This window comes from Helicobacter sp. NHP19-012, from assembly GCF_019703325.1.
Taxonomy (GTDB): domain Bacteria; phylum Campylobacterota; class Campylobacteria; order Campylobacterales; family Helicobacteraceae; genus Helicobacter; species Helicobacter gastrofelis.
Map to the genome: position 1 here is coordinate 1,171,243 of NZ_AP024819.1, position 17,135 is coordinate 1,188,377.

Genomic DNA, 17,135 nt, shown 5'->3' on the forward strand with positions numbered 1-17,135 from the left:
ATGGGCTTTTCTAAACTCGGTTTTATCCTAGCCACTCTAGGCAGCTCGATAGGCTTAGGGCACATTTGGCGTTTCCCCTACATGGCGGGCGAGCATGGCGGAGGGGCGTTTGTTTTGCTTTACTTGGTTTTAACTTTAACACTGGGCGTGGCGATGCTCTTGGCGGACATGCTCATTGGCAATTTAGGGCGCAAAGATGTGGTTTCTTGCTACAAACACCTAAACACAAAGCATAAAAAGCTTTGGGGGTTTAGTGCCTTTTTTTTGCTAGGTGGTCCTATTATCTTGTCTTTCTACACCGTGGTTTTGGGTTGGGTATTGTTCTATTTGGTGAAAGTAAGCTTTGCGCTGCCCTCCACGCTTGAAGCCTCTAAGACCCTGTTTAGTCATTTAAGTTCTGTGGATTTATTTTGGCAAATCATGGGCTTTAGCGTGTGGCTGTGGCTCACCGTGTGGATTGTGTCTAGGGGGATTAAAGAGGGGATTGAAAAACTTAGCCTGTGGCTCATGCCCTTGTTGTTTCTTGTCTTCATTGGTTTACTTTTTTACGCCATGAATATGTCTAGTTTTTCTCAAGGGTGGCACTATATGTTTGACTTTAAAACTTCTAAAATCACCCTTAAGGTCTTGATGGATGCTCTAGGGCAGATGTTCTTTTCTTTGAGTTTGGGGGTGGGCACCATCACCACTTACGCCGCTTTTACAAAGTCTAATGAAAATCTTTTGGGCAGTTCTTTATGGGTGGTTTTGCCCGGGATTGCCATTTCTTTAATCGCCGGACTGATGATCTTCACTTTTATTTTTAAATTTAATGGCACACCCTCTCAAGGTGTGGGGCTCGTCTTTATCTCTCTACCCCTAGTTTTTCACCAAATGGGTTTGGCTGGCTCTGTTGTGGCGGTGTTTTTCTTTCTCGCCTTGATCTTTGCGGGTATCACCTCCACAGTTTCGCTTCTAGAGCCCACCGTGCTTTACCTCACAAGCCATTTTAAATACAGCCGGACTAAGGCTTGTGTCCTTGTAGGGGGACTTACCTATCTTTTAGGCTTGTTGGTGATTTTATCTACACATAAGGACTACAGCCATGCCCTCACCTTTTGGGGTAGAAATGTCTTTGATTGGGCGGATTTTAGCACTTCAGCGGTGTTAATGCCCCTTGGGGGGTTGTTCTCTCTGATCTTTTTAGGCTATTTCATGGATAAAAAGCGCATTTACAAGTCTAGTAAACGCTTTTTGAGCCGTTTGGGCTTTTCATTTTGGTTCTTTGGGGTGCGCTTTGTGGCGCCTGTGGCGGTGCTCTTAATTTTAATTTTACAATTTAAGAAAAATGCGTAGGGCTCTCTTACTACTAAGCCTCTTTGGTGCGCTCAAAGCCGATAACCGCCTAAGCCCCACACAGATCAAAAACAAGGGCATCACCACCACCACCTATCAAGACTTTTACAAGCCTTGGTATTACAGCCTCAAAAACAGCTGGGAGATCGCCCCTAGAAAGCCTAAGAAACACAATCTCTTTTTAGACTTGGCGAAAAAATATCTACAAATCATCGATTACCGCGGGACCTACTTCATGCCCGCTTATTACAGCTTCACGCCCATTTACCAGTGGTACCACCCTGACATCAACCGCTACCAGCCCATAGAGTTTAAATTCCAAGTCAGCTTTAAAATGCCCGTGATCCGCAACTTCCTCTACACTAGGGGCATTTTATACCTCGCTTACACCCAAACGAATTGGTTTCAAATCTACAACAACCCCCAAAGTGCGCCCATGCGTATGGTCAATTACATGCCCGAATTGATTTACATTTATCCGCTCAAAATCCCCCTATTTACAGAAAAATTAGGGAATTTTACAGAGTTTTGGATCGGCTGGCAACACATTTCTAACGGCATCGGGGGTAGGCAGTGCTTCCAACCCTATCGCGACGGCAATGCCCTTGGACCCTTTCCTGGAACACCCGTTCATATTACAGAAGAGGATAAGCAAGTGATCATGCAAGCGGGGGACTTGATGGAGGGTGCCGCTCAGTGAGCGCCGGGCAACGCCCCGTGTTCCACTTGGTGTGGCAAAAGGGCGGACTCAAGCTCAACGTCGCCTATTGGCCCTACATCCCCTACAACCAATCTAACCCTAATCTCATTGACTACATGGGCTATGGCAACGCTTGGCTGGATTACCGCCGGGGCCGCCACCATTTTGAAATGCGCATTTACGACCTTTTCACACGCTATTGGGAGTTTAAACGCTGGCATGGGGCGATCCGCCTAAGTTACACCTACCGCATCAACTCCTTTGTGGGGCTTTACATCCAATATTTCAACGGCTATGGAGACGGGCTTTATGAATACGATGTCTTCTCCAACCGCCTAGGCGTGGGGATTCGCCTCAACCCCTAGTCTTTAAATAGTCCTTGACATTTTCGATTGTCGCCACAATGAGCTTTTTAATCGTGTCGCCATAGCCCCACGCAATGTGGGGGGTGAGTAGTAGCTTACCTTGTATAGCGGGGTTTAAAAAGGGGTGATGAGGACGCATAGGCTCTTGCTCTAGCACATCGGTAGCAAAGTAAAAATCACGTGTTTCTAGCTCTTTTGCCACTGCCTCTTCATTGACGATCCCCCCCCGCCCGACATTGATTAAAATAGCCTTGTCTTTAAGTAGCTTTAACTCTTTGCTGTCTATGAGATTGTGCGTTTGGGCGTTTAGGGGGGCGTGGATAGAGATCACATCGCTTGTTTTAAGCAAGTCCTCTAGGGATTTTTGCGGATAGGTGGGATCGTTGTTGCGCCCGCTGGTAGAAGTGTAGCTCACCTTTGCCCCAAAGCCTGTGGCAATGCGGGCGACATTCTTGCCGATTGTGCCTAGCCCCACAATCCCCCATTCTTTGTTCTCTAAAGACATTAAGTCCTTGTTAAAGTGGGTGAAAATCTCGCTCTTGCAATACTCCCCGCTTTTGCAATATCTGTCGTAATAAGCCATGTTCGAGAGCAGGCTAAAGGCTAGGGCGAAGGTGTGCATGGTAACGCTGTGCGTAGAGTAGCCCACCACATTTTTTACCACAATGCCTAGCTCTTTAGCCACCTCTAAATCGATCATGTTCATGCCCGTAGCCGTGATACAAATACATTTGAGCTTGGGCAGTTGCTTTAAAATGTCCCCGCTCATCTGCACCTTGTTTAAAACCACAATCTCGGCATCCTTGCACCTTTCAAGCACCAAATCCTGCGGTGTGCCCGGGTAGGACACCATTTCTACAAATTCAGCCAAAGCGTCTAACTTATTCTTACGCCCTAAAGACAGGGCTTCTAACACCACAGCTAGCGGTTTCATTCAAAAATCACCATGCTGGGGTTAATGTCATTGCCATAAATGGGTTTTAAAGTCGCATCGTAGGCTTCTTTCATAAAGCCCTCCTTTGTGAGTTTGTCGATCTCGTTATTCAGCCATTCTAAGAGTTCTTTATGCCCCTTTTTCACCGCTGGGGCGATCACATCTTGGTCGCCTAGACTGGGGATACCCACCTTAAATTCGGGGTTCTTTTTCACCCACGCAAACAAAAGGGTGTTGTCGTGGGCTAGGGCTGGTCCGCGGTTGTCCTTTAGAGCCAAAAAGGTTTCGGTGTTTTGGTCGTATTTGAGTAAGGATATGCTAGGGTAATGCTTAGAAAAGAAAAAGTCCGCCGTTGTGCCTTTATTAACAATCAAGGGCTTACCCTTTAAATCCTCAATGCTTTTAATCACCCCGTCCTTAGACACCACGCCCAAAGCGACTTTCATATAAGGCTTGGCAAAATCCACCACCTCAGCCCTTTCTTTGGTTTTGGTGAAGTTCGCCATAATGACATCGACTTTATTCGCCTTTAAAAACTCCACCCGAGCGGCCGCCTCTACGGGGATAAATTGGATTTTCTTAGCATCGCCTAATAAATCCTTAGCCATGCGTCTTGCGATATAGACATCAAAGCCTTGAAACTGCCCCTTGCTATCCATATACCCAAAGGGGGGTTTGTCGCTAAACACGCCCACCCGTAAAATGCCCTTTTCTTTAATGCTCGCAAGCGTGCCCTCCTCTGCCTTTGCCTTGTGGTTCGAGCACCCCACAAAGGCAAGCATCGCCACAAAGGCTAGGCTAAAAACTTTCAATAAACGCACAAAATCTCCTTAAAATAAAATCCCCCTAAAAGCCCACAGCATAGCACCAAAAAATTAACAGCCCCCCAAAAAGTGAAAAATGTCTAAGAATTTACGCGCCCGATTAGACTTAGGGTTTTCAAAAAACTCTGTGGGCGGGGCTTGCTCTACTACCAAACCCTCGTCAAAAAACACCACTCTATGCGCCACTTTTCTAGCAAACTTCATCTCATGTGTTACAATCACCATGCTCATGCCCTCCTCTGCTAGCTCTAAAATCACTTCTAACACCTCTTTTACCATTTCAGGGTCAAGGCTGGCGGTAACTTCATCAAATAGCATCACTTCAGGTTGCATGCAAAGAGCCCTTACAATGGCAACCCTTTGCTTTTGCCCTCCGCTTAGCTCTCTTGAATACGCCTGCATTTTATGCTCCAGCCCCACGCGTTTTAACAGGGTGTGGGCTTGCTGTGTAACCTCCTCTTTAGGGCGTTTTTGCACTTTCATGGGGGCTAGTAGGATATTTTGCAAGACGCTTAAATGGGGGAAGAGCTCGTAATTTTGAAAGACCATGCCGATTTTTTGACGCACCTTGCCCCAATCCTTGCTGTGGGCGATTTGTTCCCCATTAAAGAGGATTTGCCCGCCTTGTATTTCCTCTAGCCCATTCAAGCACCTTAAAAACGAGCTTTTGCCACAGCCACTAGGGCCCAAAATCACCACCGCCTCCCCTTTCTCTAGGCTAAAATCAATGCCCTTTAAAACTTCGTGATCGCCGTAGCGTTTTTTTAAACCGATGGTTTGCAAGATTGCCATTTAGCCTCTATTGTGTTGGTATTTTTTCTCTAAGTGTTGGCTGAGGTAGGATAGGGGGTAGCACAGTGCAAAGTAAAGGATAAAAATCAGCCCATAGACATAAAAGCTCGCATGGGGCATGTGGATTAAATTGACCTCTATGATTTGTTGCCCGACTTTGAGCAAATCGATCGCCCCGATGAGAGAGATTAAAGCTGTGGTTTTAACCATGCGGGTGAAGAGATTTACGCTTGAAGGCAACAAGGCTAAAAAGGCTTGGGGGAATAAAATATATAAAGTGATTTGCAAGGGTTTTAGCCCTAAAGCAGTGGCACTTTGGCTTTGGTGTTTGGCAATGGAAGTTAAAGCCCCCTTGTTAAGTCCATCATCTCCGCCACCCCCACAGACTAAAGACGACCACCCCCGCCATAAACGCCCCAAAGTGCAAATTAAAGAGCGAAGCGAGCCCAAAATACACGATAAACAGCCACACCAATAAAGGGACAATCCGCACCGCCTCCAAATACACCCGACACGCTAATTTAACCCACCGCCCCCAAATGCCATCAATACGCCCAAAGAGAGCCCCCACGAGTGAAAAGAAAATAGAAATCAAGGCTAGGGCTAAAGTCGTGCCTAGCCCCTCCGCCAAACGCCCTAGATTGTCGGCGTTAAAAAGTTGTAAGACTTCTAGCATGCCCTGCCCTTGTAGTGTTTTTCTAGACGGGTGAAAAGTAGGCTTAAGGGCAAGAGCACGACCAAGTAAGCAAGCACCAATAAAACCAACGCCTCATTCGTCTTGTAGTAAATGCCAATCAAGTCCTTTGCCACAAACATTAAATCCGCTAGGGCAATCGCGCTTACCACAGAAGTTTCTTTGAGTAAGAAAATCACATTCGCCCCCAAAGAAGGCAGAGAAATCGCCAAACTTTGGGGCAATAAGACATAATACAAACTCTGCCACCTAGAGAGCCCCAAACTTAAAGCACTTTCAAACTGCACCTTGCTTAAAGCTTTCAAGCCCAGCAAAAAACTCTCAGCCATATACGCCCCCCCTAAAAACACCACGCCAAGCACCGCACAAGACAGGGCACTTAAAGACAGCCCCACCTCGTGCAAGCCGTAATACAAAAAGAAAAGCTGGATGAGTAGGGGGGTGTTTCTAGCTAATTCGCTATAGCCCCTAGCAAGGCTTTTTAAGACTTTGGGCTTAAAAAACAAGCATAAAGCCACCAAAAAGCCTAAAAGAGTTGCCCCCAAAACGCCAAAAAAGGAAATCTCTAAAGTGAGAGCAAGACCACGCCCAAACAGGGGCAGAGCGTGGCGGACAAACTGCCAATCTAAATCCAAAGCCTAACCTTTCGCAAACTTAAAGTCTGCTAAAAGCCCCTATCTTAGAGAAATAAGCTAAGGCTAGGCTTAAAGGCTACAGCGCCATTTTCTCCATTAGGTGGAAGTTCATGTAGCGGTAAATCTCCTCCTTGCGGGCACTGAGCTTGTCTGCCACTAGGTCTAAATACTCTTTGGGCGTGGGGATTTTACCAAGCAGAGCACACACCGCCCCAAGCTCGGCACTGCCTAAATACACCTGTGCGCCCTTGCCCATGCGATTGTCAAAATTGCGTGTGGAAGTGGAGAACACCACGGCGTTATCTCGCACCCTTGCCTGATTACCCATACACAAGCTGCAGCCGGGCACTTCGGTGCGCGCCCCCGCTGCCCCAAAAATGGCAAAATAGCCCTCTTTTATGAGCTGTTGCTCGTCCATTTTCGTGGGGGGCACCACCCAAAGGCGGATGGGGGTTGCCCCCGCCCCCTTGACAATCTCGCCAAAGGCTCTAAAATGCCCGATATTCGTCATACAACTGCCGATAAACACCTCATCAATCTTTTGGGGGCGTTTGGGGTTGTTTAGCACCTCGCTTAAAGTCGCCACATCGTCCGGGTCATTGGGGCACGCCACAATGGGCTCTTTAATCTCGTTTAAGTCAATCTCAATCACGGCGGCGTATTCAGCGTCCGCATCTGGCTCAAGCAAGATGGGGTTGTCAATCCACTCTTGCATTTTGGCCGCCCGTCTTTTTAAGGTGTCTTTATGCTCGTAGCCACTTTCTACCATTTGCTCTATGAGCTGAGTATTTGAGCTCAAATACTCAATGATGGGCTCTTTATTTAAACGCACGGTGCAAGCGGCGGCACTCCTTTCAGCACTCGCATCGCTGAACTCAAAGGCTTGCTCGATTTTAATGTCGCCCAAGCCCTCGATCTCTAAAATCCGCCCATTGAAAATATTTTTCTTGCCCTTTTTCTCCACGGTGAGCAAGCCCTGCTTAATGGCGTAGTAAGGAATGGCATTCACCAAATCCCTTAGAGTGATCCCCGGCTGCATTTGCCCCTTAAAACGCACCAACACCGACTCGGGCATGTTTAAGGGCATCGTGCCGGTTACCGCCGCAAAGGCGACTAAGCCACTGCCGGCGGGAAAACTAATGCCGATAGGAAAACGCGTGTGGCTGTCTCCGCCCGTGCCTAAAGTGTCGGGTAGTCCCATGCGATTTAGCCAAGAGTGGATAATGCCATCTTTAGGTTTTAAAGCCACGCCCCCCCTACTGGTGAAAAACTGGGGCAAGGTGGCTTGCAAGCTCACATCGGCAGGCTTGGGGTAAGCGGCAGTGTGGCAAAAGGATTGCAGCACAAAATCCGCCTCAAAGCTAAGGCTGGCTAGCTCTTTAACCTCATCTCTAGTCATCGCTCCTGTGGTGTCTTGGCTGCCTACGGTGGTGGTAACAGGCTCGCAGTAAGCCCCGGGGCGCACCCCTGCCACGCCGCACGCCCTGCCGACCATTTTTTGCGCTAGGGTGTAGCCTTTATTGCTCTCAGCGGGTTGCTTTGGGCTGGCAAAGACGCTCGAAGTGCCTAAGCCTAAGAATTTACGGGCTTTATTGGTTAAGCCTCGCCCAATAATTAAGGCGATACGCCCCCCAGCGCGAAACTCATCGGCTAGGGTGGCGGGCTCTAAATTAAAGCGGCTCACCACCTGCCCTTGTTTATGGATTTCGCCCTTGTAAGGATAGACTTGGATAATGTCGCCCTCGTGTAAATCCTTGACATCAGCCACTAAGGGCAATGCACCGCTGTCCTCACAAGTGGCAAAGAAAATCGGGGCAATGACCCCCCCGATCACCACGCCCCCCGTGCGTTTATTCGGCACAAAGGGAATGTCCTGCCCAAAGTGCCACATCAAAGAGTTGGTCGCACTCTTACGCGAGCTGCCCGTGCCGACCACATCGCCCACATACACCACCGGCACGCCCTTAGATTTGGCTTTTTCTAGCCTTTGGGCGGTGTTTTCAATGCGGTTTTTAAGCATCGCATTGGCGTGTAGGGGTATGTCGCTACGGGTGAAAGCATCGCTAGCTGGGCTTAAATCGTCCGTGTTGGTTTCGCCATCGATTTTAAGAACGCATAGCTCTAATTTCTCAGGCAAAGCAGGCTTGTTTAAAAACCATTCAGCATTCGCCCACGACTCTAGCACTTCTTTAGCTAGGGTATTGCTCTTGCTTAAATTGGCGATGGTTTCAAAAGAGTTATAGACAAGAAGCGTAGATTTTAAGGCTTGGCAGGCTTCTTTAGCCACTTCTGTATCTGTGCTTTGCAGGGCTAAAATCAGGGGGGCGACATTGTAACCGCCTAGCATTGTGCCTAAATAACGCACCGCCTCTAGGGGGCTAAAATACGAACACGCACATTTTTTCAACGCCACTTGCCCTAGAAACTCGGCTTTGACCTGTGCGCCTTCATCGACCCCGGGGCTCACCCTGTGGATCAATAAATCCTTCGCAAAAGCACATGCATCGCTGTTTGTGGAGTGCATTAAAATCTCCACCACGCTTTGCACTTGCTTGGCACTTAAAGGCAAGGGGGGGATATGCTCTTTTGCCCTCTCTTGCAGGGCGGCCTGGTATTCTTGTAAAAAGTCCATGAAACTCCTTTGGATAGTGTTCTTGAGTATATAATAACTAACTTCTATGAATTTTTGACTCCACTATGTCCATTTGTGGTTGTGGGGGCTTAAGATTGTGTAAAAAGGTTTGGCATGCGTTTTGGAAAAATTGATTATTTGAATTTGCTCCCCTTTGACATTTTCATCAAGGGCTACCCCACGCCCTCAAGTTTCAAGCAATGCTTAAACCACAGAAAATCCTACCCTGCCAAGCTCAACCACGACTTCTTTTTTAGGCGTATCGATGCAGGCTTTATCTCGTCTTTGGCAGGGTATGATTCTTGGCGTAAAAAGCAGGTTACCTCCTGTGCCATCATTGGCAATAAAAAGGTTTTAAGCGTACTAGTGCTGTTGCAAGAAAAAGAAGGTTTAGACGCGCAATCGGCGACTTCTAACGCCCTGTGCCAAGTCTTGGGGCTTAAGGGGCAAGTGCTCATCGGGGATAAAGCCCTGCGTTTTTACCACCAGCCCCAGCCCAAGAGCGATTTTGTGGATTTAGCCACGCTGTGGCACCAAAAAACGGGCTTACCCTTTGTCTTTGGGCGTTTTTGCTACCAAGCCCATGGCAAGTTTTATACAAAAATGGCAAAAGCCTTTTATCAAAGACCCATTAAAATCCCCCATTATATCCTAGAGCAAAGAGCCAAGCAAAGCGGGCTAAATCGGGGGCAAATTCTGTACTACTTAAAGCACATTTTATACAGAGTACGCCCCAAAGAAGAGTTTTCTTTGCACTGCTTTTACCGCCAAGTGCGTTTGAAAAGAGTCCCTAGACCTAGACGCTTTTAGGGGCAAAGAGCGATTCAGCAAGCCAGCTTAAAAACCCCAGCACATAAAAGCTTAGGCGAGCTTCGTTGAAACGCTCCACTTGAAAGAGCGTGGACGCACTCAACAGAAAGATTAAAATCCCCACTGCCAAAACCCATAGATTCGTGTATTCGTAAAGCCCAAAGTGATTAGGGTATTTGGCAAGCAGGCACAAGAGCCACACCAGCCCCAAACAAAAGAGCGTAAAATCCCCATAGGCTAGCCAACTAGAGTCTAAAAGATAACTTTGTAAACCCAAAGCAAAGATAAAAAATAAACAAGTATTGATAGACGGGGCGAAAAAGAGCAGGGTTTGTGTTAGGGGGCTGTCCTGCCACTTGAGCAAAAAGCGCCCCAGCCCCAAGATGCCAAAGGCGATGAAAAAGAACAAAGAGAGTAAAAAGCCTTCAAGCTGGCTTAAACTTGGGGGGTGTAGGTATAGGTAAATAAAGAGCGCACCGCTGGCTAGGGCAACAAGTTTGGGGGGGATATGGCGTTCTTTGCGCCACAAGGAGTGCAAGAGATACACCAAAGAGAGCACAGCCCCGCCTAAATAAAACCCCCAAATCAGGGGTTTGTAAAAACCCTTGTTTAAAATGCTAAAGAATTGCGCAAACGAGTGGTTAAAACTTGTGCACAACAGGGTTAAGGCCGTGATCACAAAGAGCACAAAAAAGAGCGAGGAGAGCACCATTTGGCAGAGAGTGGGCTTATGCATCAGTAGTTTTTACTAATGAAACTTTGCACGCCATCGGCAATCCCTTGGGCGAGCCATTGCTCATAGCGTTTGTCTTGGATGCGTTTGGACTCTTTGGGGTTGGAGTTGTAGCCAATCTCAATCAAGATCGAGGGCATTAAAGCCCCCGCAAGCACCCAAAAGGGCCCCTCGCGCACGCCCCCATCCACCACGCCTTTATAATGTTTGCGCAATTTGTTTAACATCCCAAACTGCACATCAATGGCAAGTTTATTTGAGATGATGAGCCTTTGTGAGTTAAGAGAGTTTAAGAAAGAGAGTTTGGAGAAATAGTCCATGATTTTGACATCATCTTGGTTTTCCTGCTCGGCGACCTTGCGCGCCCGCTCGCTTCTAGCAGTGGAGAGAAAATAGGTTTCAATGCCCTCGGGGTTGGTGGGGGCGTTTTTGGGGATAGAATTGGCGTGTATGGAGATAAACAAGTCGGCGTTATTGTTGTTGGCAAATTCGGTGCGGGCTTTCAGGCTGATATAAACATCCTTTTTACGCGTCATATAGACTTTATAGCCCCTTTTGGCTAATTCTTGTTGTAAGTCCTTAGCCACGGCGAGCACAATGCGCTTTTCGCAAACATGGTTGACCCCCAACGCCCCGCAGTCATGCCCGCCATGCCCGGGGTCGATCACTACCTTAAACTGCTTCAACTCTTTGGGGTTGGATTCTAAAATCCGCACCTTTTGGCGCACCAAAGGGTGGGTTTGGATAAAAATATACAAGTGGTTGTGGGCGATTTTGTAGCTGTAGGCGGTGTTCTTATTCCAAGTGATCCAAATTTGCGTGGTTTTATGGTGGTGGACGATTTTAATAGCACTCTTGTTGGCGAAGTGGTAGCGTCTAGGTGGGGGTTGAAGCTGGGCTTGCACCCGCAATAGGGCCTTAAAATGCGCAAAGCGGGTTTCTTGCAACACATGGCGGTTGATGGGCTGGTTAAAGGTGATTCTAAAAGAACTCACCCCAAAGGGGACGACATTGATGATTTTAAGCGTGTGTGCGCCCAGGGTACAGACAAAAAGGCAGAGAAAAAGGAAGCGCACCTTTAGCCTTGGGTCAGCTCTTGCACGAGTTCGTGTACGCTGATGATCTTTTCAATGCGGTATCCATTGGCCCCCGTGAAATACAGCCCCTCCGCGCGGTTGCCCTGATGTGCCCGCCCGAGTCCATCGGCGATACAATAGCCTACATTGCGGGCTTCTTCACCTCTATTGCAAGGGCTCACACAATTGCTCACGCAGGCGATCTTAGGGGCATTGCCCTCTTTGATGCGCTCTAAAACTCCCGTGTTGATCGCGCGGGCGGGGTAGCCCACGGGGGATTTAATAAGCAAAATATCCTCTTTTTTCAAGGCGGGCAAAATCTCAGCGTAGACCTTGGCATCGCACTCCTTCGTGCCTAAAAAGCGGGTCGCCATTTGCACCCCGCTTGCCCCTAGACTTAGCATGGTGTCTATGTCCTTCCTATCCCAAATGCCCCCAGCGGCGATGATGGGGATGTCCCCCCACTCCTTGGCCGCCTCCACAATACCCGGGACCAAATGTTCTAGCTGGAACTCTTCCTTGAAACAATCCTCGTATTTGAAACCCTGATGCCCACCGCTCAAAGGCCCCTCTACAACCACGGCATCGGGGATTTTCTTATAACGCGCACTCCAGCGCTTGCAAATGATTTGTAAAGCCTTGATTGAAGAGATGATGGGGACTAGAGCCACGCTAGGAAAGTCCTTGGTAAACTCGGGCATGTTTGTGGGCAAGCCTGCCCCTGTGATGATGACATTTGCCCCCGCCTCACAAGCGTCCCGCACCACGCGCCCATATTCGTTGATGGCGTGTAGGATATTCGCCCCCAAGGGTTTAGCCCCACAAATTTTACGGGCATTTTTAAAGATTTCATTTAGGGCTTGTTTGGAGTAGAAGTTCAAGGCTTCAAAGGGCTTTTTTGCCACGATCTTCTCCACATAGCGCATGTTCTTGTAATAGCCCGTGCCCACCGCCGAGATCACGCCTAAAACGCCCTCTTTGGCGGCGTTACCAGCCAATTCATCCCAACTGATCCCCACGCCCATGCCCCCTTGAAAAATGGGATATTGGATCGTGTGTTTGCCGATTTTGAGCGGTTTTAATGTAGAAATCATGCGGTCTACTTTAGCGAATAATGGCTTTTAAAAATTTTCGTTTACCCACTTGCACGACATAGGTGCCGGCAGAAAAGTGAAATTGTTCGTCTAAAAGCACTTCTTGATCGATCTTTACGCCTCCTGCCCTGATATCGCGTCTAGCTTGCGAAGTGGAAGGGCACAAGCGCGCCTCTTTAAGCACTTGGGCGATCCAAACCCCTGCGCTAAACTCCATTTGCGCCAAATCATCGGGGATTTGCTTTTGGCTAAAGATGAGATCAAAGGCGGCTTTAGCCCCTTGTGCCTGCTCTTTAGAGTGCAAGCGGGCGGTGATCTCTAGGGCTAGGTTCTCTTTCGCTGCCTTGGGGTGCAAAGCCCCCTTTTCTACCCCCATTTTAAGCTCTGCAATTTCTGCGCTCGTTTTGCTGCTTAAAAGTTCGTAGTAACGCCACATCAAGGCATCACTGATGCTCAAAAGTTTAGCATACATGCTCTTAGCCTCTTCGCTCACCCCGATGTAATTGCCTAAACTCTTACTCATTTTAGCCACACCATCCAAGCCCTCCAAAAGGGGCATGGTCAGCACGCTCTGCTCCTTAGACAAGCCATAAGCTCTTTGCAAAAACCGCCCCACGAGCAGATTAAACTTTTGATCGTTGCCCCCAAGTTCAATATCACTTTGTAGTGCCACGGAGTCGTAACCTTGCAAAAGCGGATACATGAACTCAACCATACTGATGGGCTTATTTTCCTTGTGGCGTTTTTCAAAGTCATCTCTTTCAAGCATTCTAGCCACTGAGAATTTAGAAGTCAATACCAACAAGCCCTCCGCCCCCAGCGGGCTTAGCCACTTGGAGTTGAAACAAACCTCAGTCAAGGCGGGGTCTAAGATTTTAAACACCTGTTGCTCGTAGGTCTTAGCGTTGGTTAAAACTTCTTCAAAACTTAGAGTCTTTCTCGTTTCGCTCTTGCCACTGGGATCGCCAATCGTGGCGGTGAAATCTCCGATCACAAACTGCACCTTTGCCCCGTGTTTTTGTAAAGTGGCGAGCTTATTTAAAAGCACGGCATGCCCTAGGTGCAAATCGGGAGCTGTTGGGTCAAAGCCCGCCTTCGCGCTGAAACGCTCCCCTGTGGTGTAGAATTTTGCCACTAGGCTTTGCAAATACTCCAAGCCGATGCACTCGCCCATGCCTCTTGTGATGTCTGCCATCGCCTCTTGAACACTCATATCTATCCTTTAATCCTGATAGGCATCTTTAATGCTGCTAAACTCTGTTAAACGGTCTTTATACTTGTGGGTGAGTATGTCCTTAAACTCCCCGATTTCTTTTTTACCCGTGTATTCAAAGAGAATTTCGCAATTTGTGGAGTATTGCCCATGGCTAGCATACTGCACCCTTACAATGCTACAATCGTTTTTTATCAAAAAATTTAAGATTTGCAAAAGGCTGTCTTTCGTGCTGCCTATATAGATAATGATCTTAAAAATCTCTCTGTCTTTCTTGCTCCAAGCAATGAAGACCATCGGTAAACCTATATCGATGTCCTCGCAACCATTTTTACAAAGTTTCGTGTGTACCACAACCTTATGGTCTTTAATACTGGGCATGACTGCCACGATCTCATCGCCTTTCTTAGGGTGGCAACAATCGTTGAAAATCACTTGCTTGATTTGGGTGTGGGGGTTGGTGTAGACGATAAAATGGTCCAAATCGCATTTTTTCAGCCCAATATACGGAGCAGGTAGACCCAATATACGCCCAAATTTGAATTGCATGAGGTTTTTCATTAAAAAGCCAAATTGTTTTTGCTCTTGTTTGTGGTGTGGGCGAGGGTGTTCCCGGACTTTCTCTTGGATTTGCTCAACCAGCTTTTTTATCCCCTCGATGCTCTTAATGGATTCACTCAAACTCCCTTCCACACCATGCTCGGCGAGCTTTTTCTCAAAGGTGAGGTATTGTTTCGCCCCGATGTCTAGCCCAAAAATAGGGGTTTCAAAAATGGTGTTTAAGATATTTACCATGCTTTTTGCGTCAATCTCTTTAAGCTGGTTTTTGCGTTGGAGTTTTAAATGGTTTTTTGCCCTCGTGGTGCGGAGTTGATTAAGCCATGTAAAGCGGGGGATGTTTTTATCGCCCTTAATGATCTTCACCACATCCCCACTTTTTAGTTTTTCGTTTAAGTTAGCCTTTTTATTGTTGACAAAGGCTTCCTCTGCTTTGTCGCCCAGTTCGCTATGGATCATGTAGGCAAAGTCCAGCACGATAGACTCAGCGGGCAAGGTGTAGCTGTCTCCATTGGGTGAAAACACTGTGATGTCCTCACGATACAACACATCGCTTTGCACCAGTTCGTAAAACTCCTTAGGGTTTTCTTTGGGCTCCTCGTTTTTGTATTTGAGATTGTGTAGCCATTTCAAATGTTCGCTCTCCACGCCCCCGGCTTTATACTTCCAGTGCGCCGAGTTGCCATACTCCGCCCCAAGGTGCATGTCAAAGGTGCGGATTTGCACCTCATAAATGTTTGACTCGTCAAAAATGGTTGTGTGGATCGTTTGGTAGCCATTTTCCTTAGGTAAGGCTATATGGTCTTTAAAACGCGACACGATGGGCTTGAAATGCAAATGCACAATGCCTAAGATTTTATAGCACTCTAGGGGTTTTTTCACAAGGACACGCACTGCCATGAGGTCTAAAATTTCATCCTTATTCACCGCCCCCTTTCTTTGCATTTTTAGATAGATGGAGTAGGGGCGTTTAATACGGGTGGCGATTTGAAAATCCCCCTCGCTAAAGCCCGCCTCATAAAACATTTTCTCTAACTTGCTGGCAAATTGGTTTAATTTAAGCGATAGGGCTTGTTTGCTCTGCTCTAGGTAGGCTTGGATGCTTTGGTATTCGTGGGGATAAACATAGTAGAAACATTTATCCTCAAGCTCGTTTTTAATGGACGACATGCCAAGACGACTAGCGATGGGGGCGTAGACGGCCATGGTCTCTTTAGAAATGCGGATTTGCTTGTTTCTGGGCAAAGCGTCTAGGGTCAGCATATTGTGTAAACGATCGCTGACTTTCACCACCAAAGCCCTGGGGTCTTTAATGGCACTGACTAAAATTTTTCTAAAGGTGAGTGCTGTCAAGAGCAAGTGGGGGTTCTCAGGGTCAAAGGCGAGTTCTTCCTTGCGGATTTCGGTGATTTTGGTGAGCGCATCCACTAAGTTTGCCACATCCTCGCCAAATTTCTCCCGCACTTCTGCTAGCTCGCAGGGCGTGTCCTCCACGACATCGTGCAAGAGAGAGGCGCAGATCATCGCCTCATCCCCCCCACAAAAAGCGACAATGCTCGCCACACAAATGGGGTGGGTGATGTAGGGCGCACCCCCTTTACGCTTTTGGCCTGTGTGGTAATGGGTGGCTAAATCTAGGGCTTCTTGGATTTTGGGGGTGATGGTGGTGGTGTTTCGCAAAACACTGACCGCCCCTTTAGGGTTGTCAATGTCCTTAACGAGTTCTAAAATTTGGGTTAAACTGCCATAATGGGGCGCTTTAGAATCTCTCATCAATGTAGTCAAGACCGATTTTCCCCTCAGCAATTTCGCAAATGGCAATATCGGTGGGCTTGTGGGTTTTGGTGTCCATCGCCACAAGGGGTTGCACCCCAGCGCCTAACTGCTTGACGCGTGAAAAGATCAAATTAGAGAGAATGTAGCGATCCCCATTAACCTTATCCAAAGCCTTAGCCACAATTTCTTCTGTTCGCATCTGTGCTCCTTTTTTGTTACTTCACCATAGAAAACACGCCTTGCTGGTCCTTAATCACATGCAATAAATTGTCTTTTTTAAACATGTTGCAGACCACAATGGGCAGCTTATTGTCTTTGGCTAGAGAAATGGCGGTGTCGTCCATCACTTCAATATTGCCGATCAAGGCTTCATTATAGCCCATGACATCGATTTTTTGGGCATCTTCAAACTTATGCGGGTCTTTGTCGTAAATCCCATCCACCTTCGTGGCTTTGACGATCAAATCCGCCCCGATCTCAATCGCCCTAAGCGTGGCGGCGGTGTCTGTGGTGAAAAAGGGGTTGCCCGTGCCCGCAGCAAAGATCACAATCCGCCCTTTTTCTAAATGCCGAATGGCCTTGCGGTGGATGTAGGTTTCACACACTTCTTTGATTTCCACCGCACTTTGCACCCGCACATCCAGCCCCATATGCTCTAGGGCTTCTTGCATGGCAACTGCGTTGATGACTGTGGCAAGCATGCCCATGTAATCTCCGCTTGTGCGCCGAATAATGCCCCCCTTAGCCGCACTCACCCCCCGGATGATGTTGCCCCCCGATCACAATGCCAACTTCGATGTCGTTGTCGGCGAGCATTTTGATCTCTTTAGCGATGTAGCTTAGAATTTGGATATCGATCCCAAAATTGGTATCCCCCGCCAACGCTTCCCCCGAAAACTTCACCAGCACACGCTTTTTAGAGTCTTCCCTGCTTTGCATAAACTCCCTTCAATTCTATGAATGC

At 47.8% G+C, this 17,135-nt stretch carries 13 protein-coding genes and 3 pseudogenes; 3 read left to right on the forward strand and 13 right to left on the reverse strand.

What is annotated here, in order from left to right; translation table 11 throughout:
• Positions 1 to 1,335 carry a sodium-dependent transporter gene (locus K6J74_RS05980; RefSeq protein WP_221271393.1) on the forward strand — a complete coding sequence of 445 codons (1,335 nt, stop codon included), beginning with the start codon at positions 1 to 3 and terminating at the stop codon, positions 1,333 to 1,335.
• Positions 1,328 to 2,400: pseudogene (locus tag K6J74_RS05985) on the forward strand (phospholipase A). The gene K6J74_RS05980 and the pseudogene K6J74_RS05985 overlap by 8 nt, the downstream one beginning before the upstream one ends.
• Here the strand turns inward: K6J74_RS05985 and K6J74_RS05990 are convergent.
• The 6 genes and pseudogenes from K6J74_RS05990 to acnB all read right to left on the reverse strand — a co-directional run bounded on the left by K6J74_RS05990 (position 2,390) and on the right by acnB (position 8,911).
• Positions 2,390 to 3,334: a D-2-hydroxyacid dehydrogenase gene (locus tag K6J74_RS05990; RefSeq protein ID WP_221271395.1), complete on the reverse strand. Its 945-nt coding sequence runs from the start codon at positions 3,332 to 3,334 to the stop codon at positions 2,390 to 2,392. The pseudogene K6J74_RS05985 and the gene K6J74_RS05990 overlap by 11 nt on opposite strands.
• Positions 3,331 to 4,116 (reverse strand): cysteine ABC transporter substrate-binding protein, encoded by a 786-nt coding sequence (locus K6J74_RS05995; RefSeq protein ID WP_221272608.1) that lies wholly within the window; start codon positions 4,114 to 4,116, stop codon positions 3,331 to 3,333. The genes K6J74_RS05990 and K6J74_RS05995 overlap by 4 nt, the downstream gene beginning before the upstream one ends.
• Positions 4,117 to 4,209: 93 nt before the next feature.
• Complete coding sequence (locus K6J74_RS06000; RefSeq protein ID WP_221271398.1) at positions 4,210 to 4,950, reverse strand: amino acid ABC transporter ATP-binding protein; 741 nt, start codon at positions 4,948 to 4,950, stop codon at positions 4,210 to 4,212.
• Positions 4,951 to 5,626, reverse strand: a pseudogene (locus K6J74_RS06005) (amino acid ABC transporter permease).
• Positions 5,620 to 6,279, reverse strand: coding sequence for an amino acid ABC transporter permease (locus K6J74_RS06010; RefSeq protein WP_221271399.1), 660 nt, complete (start codon positions 6,277 to 6,279; stop codon positions 5,620 to 5,622). The pseudogene K6J74_RS06005 and the gene K6J74_RS06010 overlap by 7 nt, the downstream one beginning before the upstream one ends.
• 76 nt (positions 6,280 to 6,355) lie before the next feature.
• A complete protein-coding gene (gene acnB, locus K6J74_RS06015; protein WP_221271401.1) occupies positions 6,356 to 8,911 on the reverse strand; it encodes a bifunctional aconitate hydratase 2/2-methylisocitrate dehydratase in 2,556 nt (851 codons plus the stop codon).
• 114 nt (positions 8,912 to 9,025) lie between these two features.
• Between acnB and K6J74_RS06020 the strand changes: the two genes are divergently transcribed.
• Positions 9,026 to 9,721, forward strand: coding sequence for an MqnA/MqnD/SBP family protein (locus tag K6J74_RS06020; protein WP_221271403.1), 696 nt, complete (start codon positions 9,026 to 9,028; stop codon positions 9,719 to 9,721).
• Here the strand turns inward: K6J74_RS06020 and K6J74_RS06025 are convergent.
• From K6J74_RS06025 to pyrH, 7 genes and pseudogenes are all read right to left on the reverse strand, one after another.
• Positions 9,708 to 10,457 carry a hypothetical protein gene (locus K6J74_RS06025; RefSeq protein ID WP_221271405.1) on the reverse strand — a complete coding sequence of 250 codons (750 nt, stop codon included), beginning with the start codon at positions 10,455 to 10,457 and terminating at the stop codon, positions 9,708 to 9,710. The two genes, K6J74_RS06020 and K6J74_RS06025, sit on opposite strands and share 14 nt — an antisense overlap.
• Complete coding sequence (locus K6J74_RS06030; RefSeq protein ID WP_221271406.1) at positions 10,457 to 11,530, reverse strand: N-acetylmuramoyl-L-alanine amidase family protein; 1,074 nt, start codon at positions 11,528 to 11,530, stop codon at positions 10,457 to 10,459. The genes K6J74_RS06025 and K6J74_RS06030 overlap by 1 nt, the downstream gene beginning before the upstream one ends.
• A gap of 2 nt (positions 11,531 to 11,532) precedes the next feature.
• A complete protein-coding gene (locus K6J74_RS06035) occupies positions 11,533 to 12,624 on the reverse strand; it encodes a nitronate monooxygenase (RefSeq protein WP_221271409.1) in 1,092 nt (363 codons plus the stop codon).
• A 10-nt stretch (positions 12,625 to 12,634) separates the two neighbouring features.
• Positions 12,635 to 13,837, reverse strand: a complete 1,203-nt coding sequence (tyrS, locus tag K6J74_RS06040) for a tyrosine--tRNA ligase (RefSeq protein ID WP_221271411.1) — start codon at positions 13,835 to 13,837, stop codon at positions 12,635 to 12,637.
• Between the two features lie 9 nt (positions 13,838 to 13,846).
• Positions 13,847 to 16,168, reverse strand: a complete 2,322-nt coding sequence (locus K6J74_RS06045; RefSeq protein ID WP_221271412.1) for a RelA/SpoT family protein — start codon at positions 16,166 to 16,168, stop codon at positions 13,847 to 13,849.
• Complete coding sequence (locus K6J74_RS06050) at positions 16,155 to 16,370, reverse strand: DNA-directed RNA polymerase subunit omega (RefSeq protein WP_221271414.1); 216 nt, start codon at positions 16,368 to 16,370, stop codon at positions 16,155 to 16,157. The genes K6J74_RS06045 and K6J74_RS06050 overlap by 14 nt, the downstream gene beginning before the upstream one ends.
• A gap of 16 nt (positions 16,371 to 16,386) precedes the next feature.
• Positions 16,387 to 17,110: pseudogene (pyrH, locus tag K6J74_RS06055) on the reverse strand (UMP kinase).
• Between the last annotated feature and the right edge of the window lie 25 nt (positions 17,111 to 17,135).

Coding starts and splice junctions, on each gene's coding strand:
- K6J74_RS05980 (WP_221271393.1), top strand. CDS start 1: ATGGGCTTTTCTAAACTCGGTTTTATCCTAGCCACTCTAGGCAGCTCG.
- K6J74_RS05990 (WP_221271395.1), bottom strand. CDS start 3,334: ATGAAACCGCTAGCTGTGGTGTTAGAAGCCCTGTCTTTAGGGCGTAAG.
- K6J74_RS05995 (WP_221272608.1), bottom strand. CDS start 4,116: ATGCTTGCCTTTGTGGGGTGCTCGAACCACAAGGCAAAGGCAGAGGAG.
- K6J74_RS06000 (WP_221271398.1), bottom strand. CDS start 4,950: ATGGCAATCTTGCAAACCATCGGTTTAAAAAAACGCTACGGCGATCAC.
- acnB (WP_221271401.1), bottom strand. CDS start 8,911: ATGGACTTTTTACAAGAATACCAGGCCGCCCTGCAAGAGAGGGCAAAA.
- K6J74_RS06020 (WP_221271403.1), top strand. CDS start 9,026: ATGCGTTTTGGAAAAATTGATTATTTGAATTTGCTCCCCTTTGACATT.
- K6J74_RS06025 (WP_221271405.1), bottom strand. CDS start 10,457: ATGCATAAGCCCACTCTCTGCCAAATGGTGCTCTCCTCGCTCTTTTTT.
- K6J74_RS06035 (WP_221271409.1), bottom strand. CDS start 12,624: ATGATTTCTACATTAAAACCGCTCAAAATCGGCAAACACACGATCCAA.
- tyrS (WP_221271411.1), bottom strand. CDS start 13,837: ATGAGTGTTCAAGAGGCGATGGCAGACATCACAAGAGGCATGGGCGAG.
- K6J74_RS06045 (WP_221271412.1), bottom strand. CDS start 16,168: ATGAGAGATTCTAAAGCGCCCCATTATGGCAGTTTAACCCAAATTTTA.
- K6J74_RS06050 (WP_221271414.1), bottom strand. CDS start 16,370: ATGCGAACAGAAGAAATTGTGGCTAAGGCTTTGGATAAGGTTAATGGG.